Origin of the sequence: Streptomyces bathyalis (assembly GCF_015910445.1) — a bacterium.
GTDB lineage: Bacteria > Actinomycetota > Actinomycetes > Streptomycetales > Streptomycetaceae > Streptomyces > Streptomyces bathyalis.
Genome location: NZ_CP048882.1, coordinates 3413693 through 3434178, shown reverse-complemented (window position 1 = coordinate 3434178; position 20486 = coordinate 3413693). Strand labels below are relative to the sequence as shown.

Here is a 20486-nt window from a genome sequence, read left to right as displayed (position 1 = left end):
TTGGTCACTTGGCCGGGGAGGCGTACGGGACGAGCATCTGCGACGTGCGCACCAGGCTCAGTCCGGCGATCCCGAGGACGGGCAGCAGCGTCAGCTGCCACAGTCCGGCGCCCTCCCACCCGATGCGCCCGACGAGCCAGGCGAAGATCAGGCCGGAGAAGGCGGCGCCGACGTAGTAGGTGAGCATGAACATCCCGGCGCCGCGTCCGACGTGCTCGGGCCGTACCGCCCGCTGCATGGCCGTGGTGCAGTTGGTGAACAGGAAGCCGCTGGCGAACGTGCCGATGAGGAAGGCCAGCACGTAGTGCGCCGCCGGTGAGGTCATGACCTGGTAGGCGAGGAACGTGCAGCCGCCCGCTCCGACGAACCCGACGGCGAGCAGCATGCGCTGGTCGTAGCGATCCCCGAGCCACCCGGCGGGCAGGGCCATCATGGCGCCGAACCCGGCCATCGACAGCGCGAAAGCCGCCTCACCGGCGGAGAAACCGAGCTCCTTCGCGAGGAACGTGGGGTAGAGGCCGAGGAATCCGTAGAAGACCAGGCCCGAGACGACGCAGGCCACCCCGAGTCCCAGGGTGTTGCGGTTGAGCGGGTTCGCCGGCACGTGGTCGTACGTCTGCGCCGCGGCGCCCGGTGTGCCGACCGCCTCGGTCAGCTTCTTGGAGACGGCCGCCACCATGAGCACCGACATGACCACGCCGACCGCGGCGAAGAGGTAGAACGGCCCGCGCCAGTCGCCCCACGCGGCGACGATCTGCGTGCCGACGAGCGGGCCGAGGAAGATGCCGAGGCCGAACGAGACGCCCACGACCCCGGCGGCCACCGCCCGCCTGTGGAAGAAGAACGCGCCGACGACCGCGTAGAGGGCTGCCGCGTGTATGCCCTCGCCGACGCCGGAGAGCAGCCGGTAGGCGCTCATGTCCACGAAGCCGCCGGCCAGCGGAACGCCGACCGTGCCGGCCGAGTACATCAGGACGGCGATCACGAGGATGTTCCGCCGCGAGAGCCGGTCCGCGAGGAAGCCGCCGACGAGGCCGGCAGCTGCCAGACCCAGCGTGAAGCCGGTGGCAAGCGTGCCGCCCTGTTCGAGGCTGAACCCGAACTCGCCGCTGATGGCGGGCAGCAGCGGATAGAAGATCTGCCGGTCCATCGCGTTGAGCATGTACGAGAGGCACAGGACGCCGAAGCCGACGGCGACCACCCTCGGTGCGGTGCCGGACCCTCCCGGCGTGTTCCCGGTCTCCACCTGCTGCTGCGGAACGCTCGTCACGGCGTGCTCCTCGGGTGTCCGGTGTGCGGACAATCGTCCGTGGAGCAGTAAAGTAGGAGCGGGCCTGCGCGGTGTCAAGGTCAGGGCACTACGGCAACGTGCCGCGTGGTTCACTGAAAGGTCCGCGAGGCTCGCGACCGCCCGTCGGGGCCCCGGGACGTTGCCGTCCCGAAGACGCAGCCAGCTGCAGGAGTGCCGATGCCCCGCCGTGACCCAGACCCCGACTTCATCGAGTCCATCGCTCGGGGCTTCGACGTCATCAAGGCGTTCGACCAGCACCGGCCGGTGATGTCGCTGAGCGAGGTCGCAACGGCAGCCCAGCTGGCGCGGCCCACGGCGCGACGGATCCTGCGCACCCTGGAGTCCCTCGGCTACGTGCGGGCGGTCGGCGGCGGATTCGCCCTCACGCCGCGGGTTCTCGAACTCGGGCTGACGTATGTGCAGGGCATGGGGCTGTGGGAGGTGGCGCGCACCCACATGGAGAAGCTCGTGGCGCAGACGAACGAGTCGAGTTCGATGGCACAGCTCGACGGCTCCGACATCGTCTACGTGGGCCGGGTCGCCGTGCCCAAGATCATCACGCTGGCGGTCCAGATCGGCACCCGCTTCCCGGCGCCCGCGACATCCCTCGGAAAGATCCTGCTGGCCGACCTCGACGAGGACGAGCTGGAGCGCACGCTCGCCGAGCCGAGCCGCGCGGGCGTCGTCGCGAAGTGGCAGCCCGAACGGACCGAGCTGGACGCCGCGTTGCGCCAGGTGCGGGCGCGCGGCTGGGCCCTGACCGACGAGGACCTGGCCGCCGGCATCCGGTCGATCGCGGCGCCGCTGCGCGACGGAACGGGCAAGGTCGTCGCCGCCATGAACGTGACCGTCCACGCCGCCGAGACGTCCGTGGAGACCCTCACCGGGGAGTACCTCCCGTTGCTGCGGGAGACGGCGAGCGCGGTGAGCGCCGAGCTGGCACTCCACGACGCGCTGCCTCGCACGGTGGTCGAGCCCGAGGTCTCCTGACCGGTCCTGGCGCGGGGCCGCTCTTGACATCGGCAGTGCGCGCGCCGATGCTGGCCGCGTCCGGACAGTTGTCCGGAGAGCGGGCAGGGAGGGCCTCTCTTGTTCGATGTCCCGGTGGATGACTCGGAGCAGGGCCAAGGACGACGGCCTCTCGAAGGGCTGCTCGTCGCCGATTTCTCACGCATCCTGGCGGGGCCGTACGCGAGCATGCTGCTGGCCGACATGGGCGCCGACGTCGTCAAGGTGGAAGGCCCCGACGGCGACGACACCCGCACATGGTCGCCCCCGCTCCGCGACGGCGTCGCCACGTACTACCTGGGCATGAACCGCAACAAGCGGTCCATCGCGCTCGACTTCCGCGACCCCGACGACCGCGCCCTCGCCCAGGAGCTGGCAGCGCGGGCCGACATCGTCCTGGAGAACTTCCGCCCGGGCGGCCTCGCCAAGTTCGGCCTGGACTACGACACCGTGGCGGCGGGGAATCCGGCCGTCGTCTACGCGTCCATCAGCGGATTCGGTTCGGGAGGCGGCGCCGCGCTGCCCGGCTACGACCTCATCGTGCAGGCGATATCGGGACTGATGAGCCTGACCGGCGACCCGGACGGACCGCCCTTCCGCTCCGGGATCTCCGTGTTCGACGTGATGTCCGGCATGCAGGCAACCATCGGGATCCTGGCGGCACTTCAGCACCGGGGCCGCACCGGCCGCGGGCAGCACGTCGAGGTCAACCTGCTCTCCACGGCCCTGTCGGGGATGGTGAACCACACCAGCGCCTACGTCGCCGGCCACGTCGTCCCGCACCGCATGGGCAACGCACACCCCAGCCTCTTCCCGTACGAGCCGCTGCCCACGGCCGACGGCGACCTGATCATCACGGCCGGCAACAACGGGCAGTTCGCCAACCTGTGCAAGGTGCTCGGCGTGCCGGACCTGGCGGAGGACCCGAGGTTCGGCACCAATCAGGAACGCACGGCAAACCGCGAGCAACTCCGGCCGCTCCTGGTCGAACGCCTGCGGACACGGGGGCGGATGGACTGGTTCCGCGAACTCCTCGACGCCGGCGTCCCGTGCGGGCCGATCAACACCGTCGAGGAAGGCGTCGCGTTCGCCGAGCAGTTGGGCCTGGACCCCGTCGTACGGGTCGGCGAGGGCGACAGCGCGGTCCCCTCGGTGCGCAACCCGATCACCTTCTCCGAAAGCCCCGCGCGCTACGACCTTCCGCCCCCCGCGCTCGACGAGCACGGCGGCCAACTGCGCGCCTGGCTCACCGCACCCCGCCGCTGACGACGGACACCGGCACCGCTGGCAACCGGACACCGGCACCGCTGACACCCGGACACCGACACCGACACCGACACCGCCGAGGAGTTCACGGAGTGGACGACAGCTCGCCGCCCGGCACACCGTCATACCCCACGTCGCTGGGGACGTCGGACGCCGAGACGATCTCGCTGCTCGGGCACGATCTGGCCACCGAGCTGATGGGCAACGTCGGCTTCGGCGAGCTGGCGATGTGGCTGGTGACGCAGCAGCGCCCGACACCCGGCCAGGTCCGCCTCTTCGAAGCGGTGCTCGTGGCGCTCGCCGACCACGGATTCACCCCGACCGCCATCGCCGCCCGGCTGACCTATCTGTCCGCCCCGGACTCGCTGCAGGGCGCGCTGGCGGCGGGTCTTCTCGGCGGCGGGTCACGCTTCCTGGGCGTGACCGAGGACTGCGGCCGCTACCTGGCCCGCGTACTGGAGGAGCACCGCGCGGACCTTCCGGAGGACCCGGACGACGAGGCCGGATGGGACGTGCCGGCGCTGGCGGCGGTGCGGCAGGCCAGGAAGTCCCGCAGCATCGTTCCCGGGCTCGGGCACCCCGTGCACAAGGAGCGGGACCCGCGCACCGCGAGGCTGATGGACATCGCCGCCGAGGAGGACCTGAAGGGCCCGCACCTGCGGCTGTTCGAGGCCATCGGCCGCGTGCACCCCGCCGTGCTGGGCAGGCGCCTGCCGCTCAACGGCGCCGGCGTGTGCGGTGCGGCACTGGCGGATCTGGGCCTGCCGGGCGAACTGCTGCGAGGGTTCGCGCTCCTCGCGCGCACCGCCGGCCTGCTCGGGCAGCTCGCCGAGGAGACCCGCAGGCCCGTGGCGAGCGACATCTACCTGTCCGTGGACCGCAACGCGTTCTCCGTGCCCCCGGAGACTGCCTGACCCGAACCGAAGGAGCAGCCATGGCCGAGGTCGTCGCGGTGATCGCCTCCACGCACCATCCCTTCTACTACCGGGCCAGCACGTCCACCGGTGACGAGCGGCCGCCCTTCGCCGACGAGTGGGTGGCGAAGATCGAACGGTTCCGCGAGACGCTGACCCGCGCACGGCCCGACGTGCTGGTGATGGTGGGCAGCGACCATTTCCATCAGCTGTGGCTGGACAACATGCCGCAGTTCCTCGTCGGCAAGGCGCCCTTCTACGACGGCAACTTCTACAACGAGGAGCGCGAGTTCGGGCTGCCGCGGATGCTTCTCGACGGGCACCAGGAGCTCTCCGGGCACATCCTGCGGCAGGGGTTGGACGCCGGGTTCGACCTCGCGTTCAGCGAGGAGCTGCGCATCGACCACAGCATCACGTGCCCCGTCATCACGCTGCGGCCCGAGGCGGACCTGCCGATCGTGCCCGTCTACACGAACATCTTCGCCCCGCCCTTGCCGCAGCCGAAGCGCTTCGTCCAACTGGGCCGTGCCATCAGGGAGATCGTGGAGTCCTGGCCCTCGGACCAGAGGGTGGCGATCATCGGGACCGGCCATCTGTCGCTGGAGCTGGGAGGCCCGCGCCAGTTCGGCGAGCACGGCCCCGACCCCGAGTTCGACCGCAAGGCCGTCGACTGGATCGCCAATGGCGACCTGGAGGGCTGCCTGAGCGAGGTGAGCCTGGAGAGCCTGCACGCTCCGGGGAACGCCACTCACGGATTCATGGACTTCATGCTGATGATGGGCGTCGCCGGTGAGAACGCCAAGGCCGACCACGTCGACAGCCTTGACCTCTTCCACACCATGGAGGCCTACTTCACCTGGTATCCGAACGGAGCACCGGCATGAGCAAGTACCTGGTGGACAAGTTCCTCTACACCATCGACCGCGACCCCGAACTCGTCGAGCGCTACCGGGACGATCCGCGCGGCACCGTCGAGTGGTGGGAGGCCGAGCAAGCCGGAAGCATCCTCAACTGCGTCCGGGCGGAGACCACCACCTGGCTGAAGTTCGAGCCAGGGGAACGCGAGGCGCTCGCGACGCACGACTACCCGCGGCTGTTCGAGCTCGGCGCCCACCCCTTCCTCACCCTCACCCTGTTCATCGCGATGTTCGAGCGCGACCACGAACCGCTGGGATTCCAGAAGGAATACGCCCGCAGGCTGGGGCACTTCCAGCTGCCCTACCCCGACTACGCGACCTGAGGCACCAGTGCGAGCAGCCGTCATCGAACGCCACGGCACTCCGCCCGCGATCGGGGAACGTCCCCCGCCGGCAGGCTCCGAGGCACACGCACTGGTCAGTACGACGGCGGCCCCGGTCACGCCGCTGGACATCCTGTGCGCCACCGGCAAGTCGTACTTCGGTCCGCCGCCGCTCCCTTACGTTCCCGGCGTCCAGGGAGTGGGCGTCGTCCAGGACGCCGAGGGCCTGACCGGCGGGACCCGCGTCTGGTTCCCCACCACTGCCGGGATGGCACCGGGCGACGGCAGCCTGGCCGAGCAGGTGCTCCTGCCCGAGTCCGAACTCATAGCGCTACCCGACGGCGTCGAGGACACGCTGGTCGCGGCGCTGGGGCTGTCCGCCATCGCAGCGTGGACGGCTCTGACCTGGAAGGCCGGGCTGCGGCCGGACGAGAACGTCCTCGTCCTCGGCGGCGGCAGCGTCGTCGGCCAGGTCGCGATACAGGCCGCCCGGTTGTGCGGCGCGGGCCAGGTGGTGGCCGCCTCCCGTTCGAGCCGCGCCCAGGAACGGGCGAAGGCGTGCGGCGCGGACGCCGTCGTCGCCCTTCGCGACGACGACGAGCCCGACGAGCTGGCCGGGAGACTCGCGAACGCCTGTGCACGGGACGTCGACGTCGTGATCGACCCGCTGTGCGGCGTTCCGGCAACGGCCGCGCTCCAACTCCTCGCGCCGGGCGGCAGGTTGGTCAACCTCGGAAGCTCGGCCGGCGACACCGCGACCTTCAGCTCCGCCACAGTGCGCAGCCGCTCGGCCCGGGTCCTCGGCTACACGAACAACGAGATCAGCACCGAGCAGAAGGGCGAGGCCCTGCTGGCCGTGCTCCGGCACGCGGCGGCGGGACGCCTCTCGGTCGACCACGAGGTCGTGCCCCTCGACGGGCTCCCCGACGCCTGGGAACGACAGGCGCAGGGGCTGGCCGAGCGGCGCATCGTCGTCCACTTCACCGCGCGCGGCGGCCAGGTCGGCGAACTCCCTTCGCCGTGAGCGGGCGGGGACGTCGGGTGGCCGCCGGTGCGCGCCCGGTACGTACGCCGCCCGTACGTGCCGGATCCTGCCGGGCGACCCCAGGGCCCGGCTCCGGCCCGGCTCAGCTCCGTACGGCGACGGTGATGATCTCCGGGCTGCTGTCGGTCAGAGGGCCGGCGTCCCAGTTGCCGTACTGCTCCGCCACCCTCAGCCCGGCCTCCGCGAGGAAGGACGACAGCGCCTCCGTGCCGAGGAACCTCAGCGTGCTGCGGGAGGTCTGCGGCACGTCCCAGCGGGGCCCGGCGAGCGTATGCGTGAAGGTGACGAGGCCGCCCGCGACCGGTCCCTCCATCTCGTGCCACGAGCGCAGCACGCCACCGCGGGGATCCGTCACCTCGACCCCGTTCTCCGGGACCCAGTGCTCCCAGGCGCGGGCGGCGGGGTTGCGCGTATCGAACATGAAGCGGCCGTCGCGGGTGAGGGCCGAGCGGATCGAGGCGAGCGAGGAGCGCAGGCGGTCGTCCTCCACGAAGACCTGGAAGGTGTGCCCGGTCATGACGACCAGCTCGAACTCGCCCTCCCAGCGCGCGGTTTCGGGGTCACCGAGCACCCACTCGACGTCCGGCCGCCTGCGGCGTGCCTGGGCGAGCATCGCCTCGGCCGGGTCGAGGCCGCACAGCCTGCCGGTGTGGCCGGCCTCCCGTGCCAGGTGCAGCAGCTCACCGGTTCCGCAGCCGACGTCGAGGACCGTACGGGCCGACATCACGAACGGCAGACAGAAGGCGAAGTCGTCCCTCCCGGCGTACAGCGTGTCGTACAGCTCGGCGAGTTCAGGATCGGAGAACAGGCGGTCCACCATCGGGCATGTCTATCCGGCTCGGTACGCCGCCGCCACGGGATATCCGCCCCTGGGCCCGGCGGGGCGCCCGCTTCGGCCGTGCGGTGATCGGGCCCGGACGGCCCGTTCCCCGGCGATCCGCCCCCCGTCACCCGTATGGCCCAGCAGTTCCTCTCATGCCCCCGAACGGGCGGTTAGTTTCGCGGAAGGACCCGTCCAGCGGGCGTGGGCTGCACATTCGTGCTTGTGCCCGCCCGAAGGGAAGGAGACGTTCCATGGGCCAGGGCATGTCCATCCACATAGGTCTCAACAAGGTCGATCCCAAGAAGTACGGGGGCTGGGACGGCAAGCTCATCGCCTGCGAGAACGACGCACGGGACATGGACCGCCTCGCCAAGGAGGCCGGATTCCGGGACCGCACGACGCTGCTCACCAAGGACGCCACGGTCGACAACGTGAACTCCGAACTCCGCAAGGCCGCGAAGACGCTCGGAGCCGGGGACATCCTGCTCTTCTCGTACTCGGGTCACGGCGGCCAGGTGCCGGACATCAACGGCCCCGAGGACGAGCCCGACCGGCTCGACGAGACCCTGGTCCTCTACGACCGGGAGTACATCGACGACGAGTTGTTCAAGGAGTTCGAGGGGTTCGCCGAGGGCGTCCGCATCCTCACGTTCCTCGACAGCTGCCACAGCGGCAGCGGCGTCAAGGTGCGGGAGATCCTCACGCCGGAGGCGATGCGGGACCAGTTCCAGACGACCGAACCCGCGGAGGTCGAGCAGGCCTCGCGGCTGATGCCGCTGGAGAAGCAGTCGGAAATCTACGAGCGGGACAGGGACTTCTTCGACTCCCTCCAGCGTGAGCTCAACGCCAAGGACAACCGGGACCTCGGCGCGTCCGTTCTGCTCATCTCGGCCTGCCAGGACAACCAGCTGGCGGGCGACGGCCTGCGCAACGGCATGTTCACCGGGAAGCTCCTCGAAGTGTGGAACGAGGGCAAGTTCTCGGGCGGCTACCGGGCGTTCCACCGGGAGATCCTCAAGGCGATGCCCGCGGTGCAGAGCCCCAACCTCTTCCTGACCGGGCGGAGCAACAAGAGGTTCGCCCGGCAGCGGCCCTTCACGATCTGACGGCGGGTCTCCGGCGCGGCCGATGTCGCCTCGGCCGCGCCGGCCCTTCCACCGACCGCGCCGACCGCCCCTGCCCGCTCAGGCCCAACGCGCCGAGCGGGCAGGGGCGTTCGGCGCGCGCCTGTCGGCCTCCTGCTGACGACCGGCCGCGCCCGACCGGTCGGAACCGCACCGCGTGGGGACGACAAGTGCGCCTCCCCGCGCCCGGCGCCAAGGGGACCCGGTGACGTGAACGCGGCTTCCGGCCGCCGAACCACCCCGCCCCGTGGGGGAGTTGAGGGGGATTTGAGGAACGCACGCGAGGCGTCGTCAGAACCACGCCCGAACGGCTGCGGATTTCGTACCTCAACACCTCTGCGGACACCGCTCAGTTCGTCCACAACGTGAGACGGCACTTTCCTTCAGTGGTCGAACCAAGGAAGGAAGAGCCCGAATTCGCTTGGCTGCGGGTGATTCGTACGGGCCGAATCCTTCACGTGACACAGAAAGTGTCACTTGTTGGCGGAACAGGGTTGTCGCGTACATGGCCCGCTGCGTCTACTGGCGGTCGCACGGAATTCGTCTTCATCCGTGGAAGGAAACCCCCCATGTTCCGTCCCCACAGCAGACGCGCCAAGCGCGCGCTGCTCGCACTCGCGGCCGCCGGCGGCTGCGTGATCGCGACCGCTGCCGCCGTGCCGGCGAGCGCCGGCACCGCCGACGGCGCGAAAGCTGCTTACCAGGCTTCGTGCCCCGTCGGTGCCGAGATCAGTCAGGGCCATCACGACGGCCACGACGGCGTGGACCTCGCCGCCCCGATCGGCACCCCCATCTTCGCCGCGGGCCCCGGAGAGGTCACCGAATCGGGCCCGGCCTCCGGCTACGGCCAGTGGGTGCGCATCAAGCACCCCGACGGGTCCGTCTCCGAGTACGGGCACATGAGCGAGCGGTTCGTCCAGGTCGGCGACACCGTCGAGGGCGGAGCGCGGATCGCCTCCGTCGGCAACGAGGGCCAGTCGACGGGCCCGCACCTGCACTTCGAGGTCCACCTCGACGGAGGCACCGGCGTCGGCGACGACCCGCTGGCCTACATGTCCGAGCGCGGCGTCTCCCTGCCGTGCACCCCCTGACCGTCTGATCCGGCCGGGGGCGGCGACCGGCCGCCCCCGGCCCGCACCCCAGGCATCCAGGAAAGGCGCCGAAGCCGTCCAGGCACCCCCACACGTGTCGTGGACGGCGTACGGGCGCACCGCGCCACCCCTGTCACCGGCCGAGATCCGGCGCGCCGGCCGGCGACAGGAGCAACAACCCCCCACCACGCGCTGGAGTTGGATCCAGAGAGGCAACAGAGCCGATGAACACACGAAAGAGAGTCCTGGCAGCGGCCGTCGGTGGCGCGCTGGTGGCGGGCCTGGCGGTGGCGACCCAGCAGGCCACGGCCGCTCCCCCCGCCGAAGCGCCGTCGATGAACGAGGCGTTCACGCAGGCCGCCAAGGAGTTCGACGTTCCGCGCGACCTCCTCGTCTCCGTGGGCTACGCCGAGACGCACCTCGACGGTCACAAGGGCAAGCCCAGCCAGGACAACGGCTTCGGCGTGATGCACCTGGTCAGCAACCCCGAGCGCAAGACGCTGGAGCAGGCCGCCGAACTCACCGGCGAATCGAAGGCCGACCTGAAGAAGAACGACGCCGCCAACATCCGCGGCGGTGCCGCCGTCCTCCGCGCCAAGGCGGACAAGGCCGGCCTCAAGGCGGCCGACCGCAAGCGCGTCGAGGCCTGGTACCCGGCGGTCGCCGCCTACGGCGGTGCCGAGAGCGCCTCGCTCAAGCGCCTCTACGCCGATGCCGCCTACGACTTCGTGAGCAAGGGCATCCCGTCCAAGGGCACGAAGGTCCGCATGTCGGCGGAGAAAGTCACCCCCGAGCGCGGCAAGCTCGCGAAGGCGGCGGCCCCCGGCACCGGGACCAAGAGCGACGACTACCCGCCGGCGATCTGGAACCCGGCCGACCCGGCCAACTTCAACACCGGTCGTGACGCCGCGATCTCCCAGGTCGTCATCCACGTCACCCAGGGCGCGTACGCGGGCACGATCAACTGGTTCAAGAACCCCGAGGCCCAGGTCAGCGCCCACTACGTGGTGCGGTCCTCGGACGGCGAGATCACCCAGATGGTGCGCGACGCCGACACCGCGTGGCACGCGAGGGGCGGCAACGCCTCCGGCATAGGCATCGAGCACGAGGGCTTCGTCGACGACCCGTCCTGGTTCACCGACGCCATGTACCGCTCCTCGGCGGCGCTGACGAAGCACCTGTGCGACAAGCACGGCATCCCGAAGGACCGTGCGCACGTCGTCGGCCACAACGAGGTCCCCGGAAACGATCACACCGACCCGGGTCCGAACTGGAACTGGGACACGTACATGGGCTACGTCAACAGCTGACGTACCAGGAGGGCGCCGCGGCGCCCACCGAGAAGTGATCCGGTGACCCGGCCACCTGTGCCGGGTCTCCGGGTCGTCCATACGAGGGCCCCCGGGGTCACTCCGGGAGCCGGGCCCGGAGCCCGGGGGTCCTCAGCCGTTCCGGTATCTCACTGCCGCCGTCCGGGAGTTGCCGGGGCGGCGCCGTCCCGTCCGCGGACCGGCGGCCGCGCGCTCGGGGCCCCGACCGCCGGTCGGGGGCCGTGACCGGCAGGGAGCCCGCTCGCCCGCGCCCGCGTCTACTCGAGTTCCGGCAGCTCCTCGCCCTGCACCGCCTGGATGTCCAGCTCGATCCTGAGCGTCGTGCCGATCGCCGCGATCCCGGCCGCCAGGATCTGGTTGTAGTTCATCGCGAACTCCTCGCGCTTCAGCTCAGCCGTCGCGCGGAAGGCGGCTCGCGTGCCTCCCCACGGGTCCGGCCCGTAGCCGAGGTACGTCAGGCTCAGCGTGACGTCGCGCACCACTCCGTGCATCGCCAGCCAGCCGTGCACCGTCCAGCGGTCCGTGCCCGCCGGCTCGACGGCGTGACTGCGGTAGGTCAGCTGCGGGTGGCGCTCGACGTTCAGGAAGTCCTCCGAACGCAGATGCGCGTCGCGGATCCTGTTGCCCGTCTCGATGCTCGCGGCCTGGATGACGGCCTCCACGGAGGACTTCTCGGGCTCCTCGTCGACCTCGATGCGGGCCTGGAAGTCGGTGAACCGGCCGTGCACGCTGGATATCCCCAGGTGCTGTGCCGTGGCCCCCACCGTCGAGTGGACGGGGTCGACGGTCCACGGGCCGGGCGGCGGCAGTTCGGTGCCCCCCTGCCGTACGAGCACGAGGGTCCCCAGGTCCGCCCTCCCGGAGGCGGTGACGAGCGCCGTGGCCGCGGCGGGCGCATAGCCGAGAGCGGTGGCGATCACCGTGTAGGGGCCCGCGGGCAGTGCCTCCTCGCTCTGTGCGACACCGTCGTCGTCGGCCTCCACACGGAGCACCTGTACGCCCGTCATGTCGGTGACGGTCAGCACGGCGTGCTGTACCGGCCATCCCTCCCGGGTGTGGATCTGCGCCCGTACGCCTGCGCCTGCCATCTGTCGATTCGCTCCTTCTCGCTCGGGCCCGGTCTGTCCGGCCCGCCCCGTGACATGTCCCGGAACCGGGGCCGCCCGCCCGACGCCCCGGCCCAGTCTTCCCTCCGCGTCACCGACGCGGGAAGTGCGTTGCGGGATCTTCCGGTTCCGCTCTGCGCACCTCTTGGTCCGGCGTTCGGGCGGCGTCCGCTTTGTGTCCCTTCCCGGCCGTCCGGGGCCCTGCGAACCGCTCAGGGGTGCCCGGACGACGGGACGGGGTTACTCGTCCGGGTGGTGCAGCTCGATGTCGTGGGAGTCCGGCCCCGCACCTTCGACACTCAGGGCACTGGCCACCGGCGGATAGCCGCTGGCGATGATTGAGTACTCGCCCGCGTCGAGGTCGGTGAACCCGTACGCGCCGTCCTCACCGGTCGTGGCGGTGGCGACGACGTTCCCTGCCGCGTCGACGAGCGTCACCCGCGCGTCCGGGAGCGGACTCGCGTCGACACCGGCCCGGATGACGCCCTGCACGCGGGCGCCGGCCGCCAGCTCGACGTCGATGCGGGTGATGCCCTGCCCCTCGACCTCGATGGGCCGTGCCACGGGCCGGAAACCGGGCGCGTTGACGGCCAGCGTGAAGGTGCCGGTGACGAGCTCGTCGAAGGCGAACTCGCCGCGCTCGCCGGTGCGTCCGGTGGCCAGCACCTCGCCGCGGTCGTCGGTGACCACGACCATCGCCGCCCGCACCGGCTGCCCGTCTCCGGAGCCGCGCACGCGCCCGGCGAGCCCGCTCGTCGCCGCCAGCCGGACGTCGTGGCTCAGCTGCTCGTCGCCGACGGTCAGCGTCGTCGCCTGCGGCTGGTGACCGTCGGCGGCGGCGATCAGGACGTAGGTCCCGGGCCCCGGGGTGTCCATGCCGTAGCGGCCGTCGCCGCGCGCCACCGACCGCCCGAGCTGACGCCCGCTGAGCGAGATGAGGGTCACGGCGGCACGCGGCACCCCGTTGCCCTCCGCGTTCCGTACGGTGCCGAGCACGCAGTGCTGGGAGTTGGCCAGGGGCTCGGTCGGGTCGCCCTCGCCCGGCGCGGGCCGCGCGGGCTGGTATCCCGGCGGGATGAAGTCGCCCGCGTCGCCCTGTCCGGCCTGACCGGCGGCGAACGCGGGGTTCTGCTCGAGGAAGTCCGCGGCGGCGGCTTCACCCTGGCTCATGCCCGGCTTCGTCTTCAGCGGCACCTCCTTCACGAACAGCACGAGCAGCAGGCCCAGCAGCGCCGCGGGCGCCGCGTAGAGGTAGATGTCGCCGATGCCGTGCCCGTACGCCGACTCGATGACCTCACGTATGGGCCTGGGCAGCTTCGCGAGGTCGGGGAGCTCGCTGCCGGCGCCGCCCGTGGGGCCGCCGTGCTTGATGCCGAGCTTGTCCAGGCCGTCGTCGACGTAGTCCGTGATGCGGTGCGCGAGGACCGCGCCGAGCACGGACACACCCACGGCGCCGCCCAGCGAGCGGAAGAAGTTCACCGACGAGCTGGCCGCGCCGAGGTCGGTCGCGTCCACCTGGTTCTGCGTGGCCAGCACCAGGTTCTGCATCATCATGCCGACGCCGACACCCACGCCGGCCATGAAGACCGCCAGCTGCCAGTACTCGGTGTCGTGCCGCATCGTGCCCAGCAGGCCGAGGCCCGCGGTCAGCAGCACGCCACCGGAGCAGAGCCAGATCTTCCACTTGCCCGTGCGGCTGATGACCAGTCCGGAGAGGGTGGTGGACAGGAACATCCCGACGATCATCGGGATCGTCATGACGCCCGCCATCGTCGGCGACTCGCCCCGCGCCAGCTGGAAGTACTGGCTGAGATAGACCGTCGCGCCGAACATCGCGATGCCGACGAACATGGAGGCCATCGACGTCAGCGCGATCGTGCGGTTGCGGAAGAGCCTCAGCGGGATGATCGGTTCCTTCGCCTTGGCCTCGACGAGGATGAAGAGCAGGGCCAGCAGCACCGAGCCGCCGACCATCGAATAGCTCTCCCACGACAGCCAGGCGTACTTGTCGCCGGCGAAAGTCACCCAGATCAGCAGCAGCGAGGCCGCCGACGCGACGAGGAAGGCACCGCCCCAGTCGATCTTCACCTCGCGCTTGAGCACCGGAAGGTGCAGCGTCTTCTGGAGCAGCAGCAGCGCGATGACGGCGAAGGGGATGCCCGCGTAGAAGCACCAGCGCCAGCCCAGCCAGCTGGTGTCGGTGATGACGCCGCCGAGCAGCGGCCCGCTCACCATCGCGACGGCGAAGGACGCTCCGATGTAACCGGTGTAACGGCCGCGCTCCCTCGGGGAGATCATCGCAGCGATCACGGTCTGGGTCAGGGCGGAGATGCCGCCCATGCCTATGCCCTGCACCGCTCGCGACGCGATCAGCATGCCCGTGTCCTGCGCGAGACCGGCGCTGGCCGAGGCGAGCACGAAGATGATGATGGCCGTCTGTATCAGCACCTTCTTGCTGAACAGGTCCGCGAGCTTGCCCCACAGCGGGGTCGACGCGGTCATGGTCAGCAGCGACGCCGTCACCACCCAGGTGTACGCGCTCTGCCCGCCCCCGAGTTCCGAGACGATCTTGGGCAGGGCGTTGGCGACGATCGTCGAGGACAGGATGGCGACGAACATGCCGAGCAGCAGCCCGGACAGCGCCTCCATGATCTGCCGGTGCGTCATGGGCGCGGCGCCCCCCGGTCCGGAGGAGGCGGACGCGTGATTCTGCGAAGCGTCGCCTGCCCCGCCTCCGGAGCCGGCGCCCTGCACACCGGACGGTGTGGTCGTGGCCATTCTTTCCCTAACTCTTCTTCAGTGCGGTGCAGTGTTCCTGCTGTGGTCGCTGTGCTCGCTGCGGTCCGTGGCCGTGCCGGCCCCGCCGTTCTCCGTCTTCGTCGTCCGGGCCGGCCGGCCCGGTGAGTACTGTCCCGTCGCGACGGAGGCTCGACGGTCCCCGAAGCCTTCCCGAAGGCGCCCGGGCATCCCCTTCAGCTGCGATGTCCTCCCCGCTTTGCTCAGCTCGGTCCAGTCGTGAAGAAGCCCTCCGGGGCCCAGGTCGTGGCCCCGCAGAACGTGTCCAGTTGTCGGCGCCCCGTCGGGCGGGGCGCGGCAGCCGGGAGCTTCCGTCCTGCGGACCGGGCGCATGCTCGGCCCGCCCACGCTCCACCCGTGTGTGTGACGTGGCGACTGGTGACAGACATGTCTACCGCCATCGGCTCCGCGAGACGACCCATACGCATCTCGTCTCGTTGTGAAGATGCGTCAACACGGGGGCGTCGGCGGGCGGTCGGCCGGCCGGCGGCCCCGCGAACAGGCTCCCGCCGGACGGAGCCGAGGCCGCCGGTACGCCGGGCCGGCCCCTCATATCCGCTGCGTGTGGCTCGTACGGGCGTCGTCGCTCAGAAATCGTTGCTTTAGGCAACTATAATTTCCATGTGTTGACGTACGCAAATGATCGGGATGCAAGCGGAGGCAAAGAATCAGCAAAGGGCGGCTGTTCCTGCCGCCCGGATACGCGCGCGGCCGCCGGGCCCGGGGCTGTTCCCGCCCTCGCAGCGTTCGCTATCGTCCTGCCCCATGGCTCACAACCCGCATGCCCCGCAAGGTCCCGACCCGTCCCAGGACGCGGCCGGCAGCACGCAGATGTTCCGCGCGTTCGTCGACGAGGAGAACGGTGGCGCGGGTGCACAGCGACGCGGCGCACCGGAGACGCAGTCGTCCGGTCCCCGGGTCGGTCTGATCGTCGGCGTCATCGTCGCGGTCGCGGTCATCGTGGGTGCGGTCGTGCTGGCGATCTCCTGACGCGCCCTGTCCCGTACCCGCGCAGGATGTGACCCGGCCGTCCCGTGGGCCGCCCCGGAAGCGCGGCGCGAACGACGTGCCCGTACGTCAGCGGTGCGTACGGGCGGAGCCGCGCACACCGGCGCTCACTCCTCCGCGATCAGCCCCTCACGCAGCTGCGCCAGCGTGCGCGTCAGCAGCCGGGAGACGTGCATCTGCGAGATGCCGACCTCCTCGCCGATCTGCGACTGCGTCATGTTGGCGAAGAAGCGCAGCATGATGATCTGCCGCTCGCGCGGAGGCAGTTTGGCAAGCAGCGGCTTGAGCGACTCGCGGTACTCAACGCCTTCCAGCGCGCTGTCCTCGTAGCCGAGCCGGTCCGCGAGCGAGCCCTCGCCGCCGTCCTCCTCCAGTGCGGGGGAGTCCAGCGAGGAGGCGGTGTAGGCGTTGCCGACGGCCAGCCCGTCGACCACGTCCTCCTCCGACACCCCGAGGGCGTGGGCGAGTTCGGGGACGGTCGGGGAGCGGTCCAGGGTCTGCGAGAGCTCGTCGCTCGCCTTGGTGAGCGCCAGGCGCAGCTCCTGAAGGCGCCTGGGCACCCGCACCGACCATGAGGTGTCACGGAAGAAGCGCTTGATCTCACCGACCACCGTCGGCATGGCGAACGTCGGGAACTCCACGCCCCGCTCGGCGTCGAAGCGGTCGATCGCCTTGATCAGGCCGATCGTGCCGACCTGGACGATGTCCTCCATGGGCTCGTTGCGGCTGCGGAAGCGCGCCGCGGCATACCTCACGAGGGGCAGGTTGAGCTCGATGAGCGTGTCGCGCACGTACGTGCGCTCCGTGCTGTCCGTGTCGAGCGTGGCGAGCCGCAGGAAGAGGGAGCGCGAGAGGGTGCGCGTGTCGATGGCGTGGTCTACGGGGGCTTCGGGGGCTCCCATGGCGTCGACGTCGTCGGTCGTGTTCTCTGTGAGCACCTTCGAGCTGCCCAGTTCTACGGACATGCCACCCCCTTGAGGTCGCGGACGGATCGCAGCGGCGCCCTCGTGCGAGGGGGGCACCTCCCCCTGCATACCGGAAGCGCCGTCGCGTCAAACGCAGCTCTTGCAGAATGTCACAAGTAGGCAACGCGACGTAGCCCCATGTCGATAAAACTGCACAGCTGAGGAAGTTGAGTCGCCAACTTGCCTCACTCTGTTCGGTTATGCCTCGATTCGATTTGCGGCACGGAGGCGCGCGAAGCTGCGCGACAGCAGCCGTGATACGTGCATTTGGGACACACCCAACTCGGCACTGATCTGTGACTGCGTCAGATTCCGGTAGTAGCGCAGGAGCAGGATGCGCTGTTCGCGCTCCGGCAGCTGGACGAGCAGGTGCCGTACGAGGTCGCGGTGTTCGACGCCGTCCAGCTCAGGGTCCTCGTAGCCGAGGCGGTCGAGCAGGCCCGGCAGGCCGTCCTCGCGTTCCTGTGCCGCCTCCAACGACGTTGCGCGGTAGGAGCGTCCGGCCTCGATGCAGGCCAGCACTTCCTCCTCGGTGAGCTTCAGGCGCTCCGCGATCTCGGCGGTGGTGGGCGAGCGTCCGAACGCCGTCGTCAGGTCCTCCGTGGCGCTGCTGACCTGCACCCACATCTCGTGCAGGCGTCTCGGTACGTGCACCGTGCGGACGTTGTCCCGGAAGTAGCGCCGGATCTCCCCGATGATCGTCGGCATGGCGAACGTCGGGAACTGCACGCCGCGGTCGGCGTCGAAGCGGTCGATGGCGTTGATGAGTCCGATCGTGCCGACCTGGACGACGTCCTCCATCGGCTCGTTGCGGCTGCGGAAGCGCGCCGCGACGTAGCGGACCAGGGGAAGATTGGCCTCGATGAGTGCGGTGCGCACCCGTTCGTGTCCGGCGGTGCCGGGTTCCTGCTCGGCCAGCTGCTCGAAGAGCTCCTGGGTCAGCGCCCGGGCCTCCGCGCTTCGGCTCTCGCGGGTCTGGGTCGCCGCCACTCAGCCACCACCTCTTCGGGTCCGGGTCGGTTTCGATCCACGCATCGGCCAAAAGCGGTCATAGCATCACAAGACATGTGCAACGTGCGCAAGCACCGTAAATTGCCGTGTTGGTGCGGAGTTGAGAAGTTTCACCGTTGCCTGTACGGACCGCCGGACACGGATGCCGGTACGACTCGCCGGCCCGTACGGCTCCCGTTCGTGCGGGAGGGCTGCCCTCGCACCGGTGACGGGTGGGGGCCGAATGCCGGGGAGCGGCGGGACGTGCCGGTGCGGCCGTCCCTGCCGGGCGCCTGAGCGGTGCTCGCGGGGTCTGCGGGAAGCCCGCGGGAAAAAGGGGCCGGTTGCGCCGTCAGGGGCGCTACCTGACCACCTCGGTCATGAAGTTCCCGACTCCCTGGGCGGCGCTCGATATCCCCTCGAAGCCGATCTGGACGAGGTCCGCGGCCCTGGCGGGGGACGTGATGATCGTATACAGGGCGAACACGGTGAGGACGTAGATCGCGACCTTCTTCGCCTGCACCATCCAGCTCCTCCCGCGGCTGCCCGTGCTCCCCCTCTTAGCAGTCGGGTGAGTCTAACCACCGGTGCGGGCGGGTCGATCCATACGTACGGCGGCAAAGTGGCAGTAATCAGGGCTCTTTGACCAGTGCTGCACGTGTCGTTCCCCGATCGTTGCACCGGCTTCACACGCCGGGCCGCCGCAGGGTGGCCGGTGGCGCACATCCGGCGCGCCCTCCGCCCGGCGCTGCCGTCACGTCCCGGTCGCTCGTGGGCGGGCCGCAGGGAAGGGCGGCCGGACGGCACCCCGTGTCAGGGGCGGCGCCGCGTGGCGCCCAGAGCGTCCCTGGCCCGGTCCAGGAGCGACTCGAAGGGGGTGGCCGCCCACTGGGCCGCCGGCGATCCCGCCGTGGCGGGATGCGGGTGTGTGGGCGCTGTCCGCTCCGCCCTCAGCAGCCGCCTGCCCATCTTCTGCCGCTGCTCCCGCGAGCACCCGTCGCGTACGGCGGGGAACTCCTCCAGCTCCTCGCGGTCCGCGTGATCACGGAAGGCCTTCTCGAACTCCGAGAGCTTCGCCTCGAATTGGGAGCGGTCCGGGTTCATCTGCTCAAGCTCGGCGAGGATCCGCTCTTCCTCCCTCTCCTCCTCGTTGCGTGCCGCTGCCTCGTCCTCCCCCGCGGTCTTCCGCGCGACGGGCCGAAGGATCATCTCCTCGGCGGCCTCGTGCACGGCCAACAGGGCTCTGAATTCGCCGAACTTCGCTCGCTTCGCGTCGCCCAGCGTCACGTGCACCTCGGCGAACAGCTCCCGGATGCGGGCGTGTTGGGTCAGCAGGATGCCGATGATGTCGTCCTGCGGGAGCTTCGCCGCCTCGGCGCGTTCCAGTGCTGCGTTGCTCACGGGGACCCACTCCTCCGTACGCCGGCGTCGTCGCACCCCCGGCCCCGTGCCGGTGGTGCCGGACGACGGCGTCGGCGACCATGTCACTCGCGTTACGAGTCACCTCGCCCTCCCCGGGCAAACACGGCGGCCACCAGGGCGGACACCGCCCGGGCCGGGGCCGCATGCGGCGAGGGGGCGCCCGGTGACGGAACTAGAAGGCCGGCGGGCCCTGTTCGACGCGGCGCAGCACCGGTTCGAGCCGGTCGAGATCGCCGCTGTCCTGGAGCTGGCGCTCGTCCCACCATGTGGCGCCCGCGTCGATCAGCGGACCGAGCAGGTCACGCGCCTTGGCGGGAGCGGAGGGGCTGACGCCGCCGAGGACGATCTCGAAGGGGCCCTCGCCCCGGCCGCGGTGCCTGCCGACGTACGCGACCAGATCGTGCACCTCCTCCACGGGTGGCGCATGCCCGTGCTTCGCCGAAGCGAACAGCGGCACCGCGCCGTCCCAGCGGGCGGCGCGGCGCATGGGCGGCCGGTTGGGCCAGAAGCCCGCGATCCACACCGGTGGACGGGGACGCTGCACGGTGCCGGGCAGCAGCGCCACGTCCCGGGCCTGGAAGTGCCGCCCCTCGTGGTTCACCGGATCGCCCAACCAGAAGCGGTTGAGCAGATCGAGGCCCTCGTCCAGGCGCTCGGCCAGCACGACCGGGTCGGTGGTCTCACCGAAGCTGCCGTACTCGTCCTCCGCCGGGCCGCCCAGCCCCGCCGCGAAGAGGACCCGGCCGCCGCTGAGGTTGTCCAGCGTGGCCACCTGACGGGCGAGCTGCTGCGGGCGGCGCCGGGCGACCGGGGTGACGAGCGTGCCCAGCCTGATCCGGGACGTCGCGAGCGCGGCGGCGGTCAGCAGCATCCAGGGATCGCCGAACGGCCGGGGGTGGCGTCTGTGCAGCACGTGATCCCACACGAACAGCCCGTCCCACCCCGCCTCCTCCGCCGCCGCGGCCACCTTCGCCACCGCTCGCGGGTCCGCGAAGTCGCCGAAGTTCGGAACGTTGACGGAGAAGCGCATTCCGGCATCGTGCTCCGCGCGGGAGGCGGCCTCAAG

The 20486-nt window shown here is 70.6% G+C and carries 19 protein-coding genes; 10 read left to right on the top strand and 9 right to left on the bottom strand.

Translation table 11 applies throughout. The annotated features are described in order from the left end of the window. Positions 1-4 precede the first annotated feature (4 nt). A complete protein-coding gene (locus tag G4Z16_RS14925; protein ID WP_197351265.1) occupies positions 5-1270 on the bottom strand; it encodes an MFS transporter in 1266 nt (421 codons plus the stop codon). 198 nt (positions 1271-1468) lie between these two features. Between G4Z16_RS14925 and G4Z16_RS14920 the strand changes: the two genes are divergently transcribed. The 6 genes from G4Z16_RS14920 to G4Z16_RS14895 all read left to right on the top strand — a co-directional run bounded on the left by G4Z16_RS14920 (position 1469) and on the right by G4Z16_RS14895 (position 6743). Next, positions 1469-2281, top strand: coding sequence for an IclR family transcriptional regulator domain-containing protein (locus G4Z16_RS14920; RefSeq protein WP_197351264.1), 813 nt, complete (start codon positions 1469-1471; stop codon positions 2279-2281). 114 nt (positions 2282-2395) lie between these two features. Further along, positions 2396-3565 carry a CaiB/BaiF CoA transferase family protein gene (locus tag G4Z16_RS14915; protein ID WP_197351263.1) on the top strand — a complete coding sequence of 390 codons (1170 nt, stop codon included), beginning with the start codon at positions 2396-2398 and terminating at the stop codon, positions 3563-3565. 92 nt (positions 3566-3657) lie between these two features. Next, positions 3658-4479, top strand: a complete 822-nt coding sequence (locus G4Z16_RS14910; protein ID WP_197351262.1) for a citryl-CoA lyase — start codon at positions 3658-3660, stop codon at positions 4477-4479. Between the two features lie 20 nt (positions 4480-4499). After that, positions 4500-5363 (top strand): DODA-type extradiol aromatic ring-opening family dioxygenase, encoded by an 864-nt coding sequence (locus tag G4Z16_RS14905; protein ID WP_197351261.1) that lies wholly within the window; start codon positions 4500-4502, stop codon positions 5361-5363. Continuing rightward, on the top strand, positions 5360-5719 hold the full coding sequence (locus tag G4Z16_RS14900; protein WP_197351260.1) for a hypothetical protein: 360 nt from the start codon (positions 5360-5362) through the stop codon (positions 5717-5719). Before G4Z16_RS14905 ends, G4Z16_RS14900 begins: the two co-directional genes overlap by 4 nt. A 7-nt stretch (positions 5720-5726) precedes the next feature. Continuing rightward, positions 5727-6743, top strand: coding sequence for a quinone oxidoreductase family protein (locus G4Z16_RS14895; RefSeq protein ID WP_246530862.1), 1017 nt, complete (start codon positions 5727-5729; stop codon positions 6741-6743). A 103-nt stretch (positions 6744-6846) separates the two neighbouring features. Here G4Z16_RS14895 and G4Z16_RS14890 read toward each other — a convergent pair whose 3' ends face one another. Then, positions 6847-7584, bottom strand: a complete 738-nt coding sequence (locus G4Z16_RS14890) for a class I SAM-dependent methyltransferase (protein WP_197351259.1) — start codon at positions 7582-7584, stop codon at positions 6847-6849. A 254-nt stretch (positions 7585-7838) separates the two neighbouring features. On the opposite strand from G4Z16_RS14890, the gene G4Z16_RS14885 reads away from it, so the two are divergent. The 3 genes from G4Z16_RS14885 (at position 7839) to G4Z16_RS14875 (ending at position 11112) form a co-directional block, all read left to right on the top strand. Beyond that, complete coding sequence (locus G4Z16_RS14885) at positions 7839-8693, top strand: caspase family protein (RefSeq protein ID WP_197351258.1); 855 nt, start codon at positions 7839-7841, stop codon at positions 8691-8693. A gap of 587 nt (positions 8694-9280) precedes the next feature. Next, positions 9281-9802 (top strand): M23 family metallopeptidase, encoded by a 522-nt coding sequence (locus G4Z16_RS14880; RefSeq protein ID WP_197351257.1) that lies wholly within the window; start codon positions 9281-9283, stop codon positions 9800-9802. Positions 9803-10026: 224 nt separating this feature from the next. Next, positions 10027-11112 carry an N-acetylmuramoyl-L-alanine amidase gene (locus G4Z16_RS14875; RefSeq protein WP_197351256.1) on the top strand — a complete coding sequence of 362 codons (1086 nt, stop codon included), beginning with the start codon at positions 10027-10029 and terminating at the stop codon, positions 11110-11112. Positions 11113-11390: 278 nt separating this feature from the next. On the opposite strand, the gene G4Z16_RS14870 is transcribed toward G4Z16_RS14875, so the two are convergent. Both G4Z16_RS14870 and G4Z16_RS14865 read right to left on the bottom strand, forming a co-directional pair. Continuing rightward, positions 11391-12221 carry a YceI family protein gene (locus G4Z16_RS14870; RefSeq protein ID WP_197351255.1) on the bottom strand — a complete coding sequence of 277 codons (831 nt, stop codon included), beginning with the start codon at positions 12219-12221 and terminating at the stop codon, positions 11391-11393. Positions 12222-12479: 258 nt separating this feature from the next. After that, on the bottom strand, positions 12480-14906 hold the full coding sequence (locus G4Z16_RS14865; protein WP_484600486.1) for an MFS transporter: 2427 nt from the start codon (positions 14904-14906) through the stop codon (positions 12480-12482). 894 nt (positions 14907-15800) lie between these two features. Between G4Z16_RS14865 and G4Z16_RS14860 the strand changes: the two genes are divergently transcribed. Next, positions 15801-16025, top strand: a complete 225-nt coding sequence (locus tag G4Z16_RS14860; RefSeq protein ID WP_197351253.1) for a hypothetical protein — start codon at positions 15801-15803, stop codon at positions 16023-16025. Between the two features lie 125 nt (positions 16026-16150). Here the strand turns inward: G4Z16_RS14860 and G4Z16_RS14855 are convergent, their stop codons facing one another. The 5 genes from G4Z16_RS14855 to G4Z16_RS14835 all read right to left on the bottom strand — a co-directional run bounded on the left by G4Z16_RS14855 (position 16151) and on the right by G4Z16_RS14835 (position 20450). Beyond that, positions 16151-17008, bottom strand: a complete 858-nt coding sequence (locus G4Z16_RS14855) for an RNA polymerase sigma factor SigF (RefSeq protein ID WP_197351252.1) — start codon at positions 17006-17008, stop codon at positions 16151-16153. A 198-nt stretch (positions 17009-17206) separates the two neighbouring features. After that, positions 17207-17998 carry an RNA polymerase sigma factor SigF gene (locus tag G4Z16_RS14850; RefSeq protein ID WP_197351251.1) on the bottom strand — a complete coding sequence of 264 codons (792 nt, stop codon included), beginning with the start codon at positions 17996-17998 and terminating at the stop codon, positions 17207-17209. A gap of 361 nt (positions 17999-18359) precedes the next feature. Further along, complete coding sequence (locus tag G4Z16_RS14845; protein ID WP_197351250.1) at positions 18360-18524, bottom strand: hypothetical protein; 165 nt, start codon at positions 18522-18524, stop codon at positions 18360-18362. A 287-nt stretch (positions 18525-18811) separates the two neighbouring features. Beyond that, on the bottom strand, positions 18812-19399 hold the full coding sequence (locus tag G4Z16_RS14840) for a hemerythrin domain-containing protein (RefSeq protein WP_197351249.1): 588 nt from the start codon (positions 19397-19399) through the stop codon (positions 18812-18814). Positions 19400-19592: 193 nt separating this feature from the next. Next, on the bottom strand, positions 19593-20450 hold the full coding sequence (locus tag G4Z16_RS14835) for an LLM class flavin-dependent oxidoreductase (protein ID WP_197351248.1): 858 nt from the start codon (positions 20448-20450) through the stop codon (positions 19593-19595). Positions 20451-20486 lie beyond the last annotated feature (36 nt).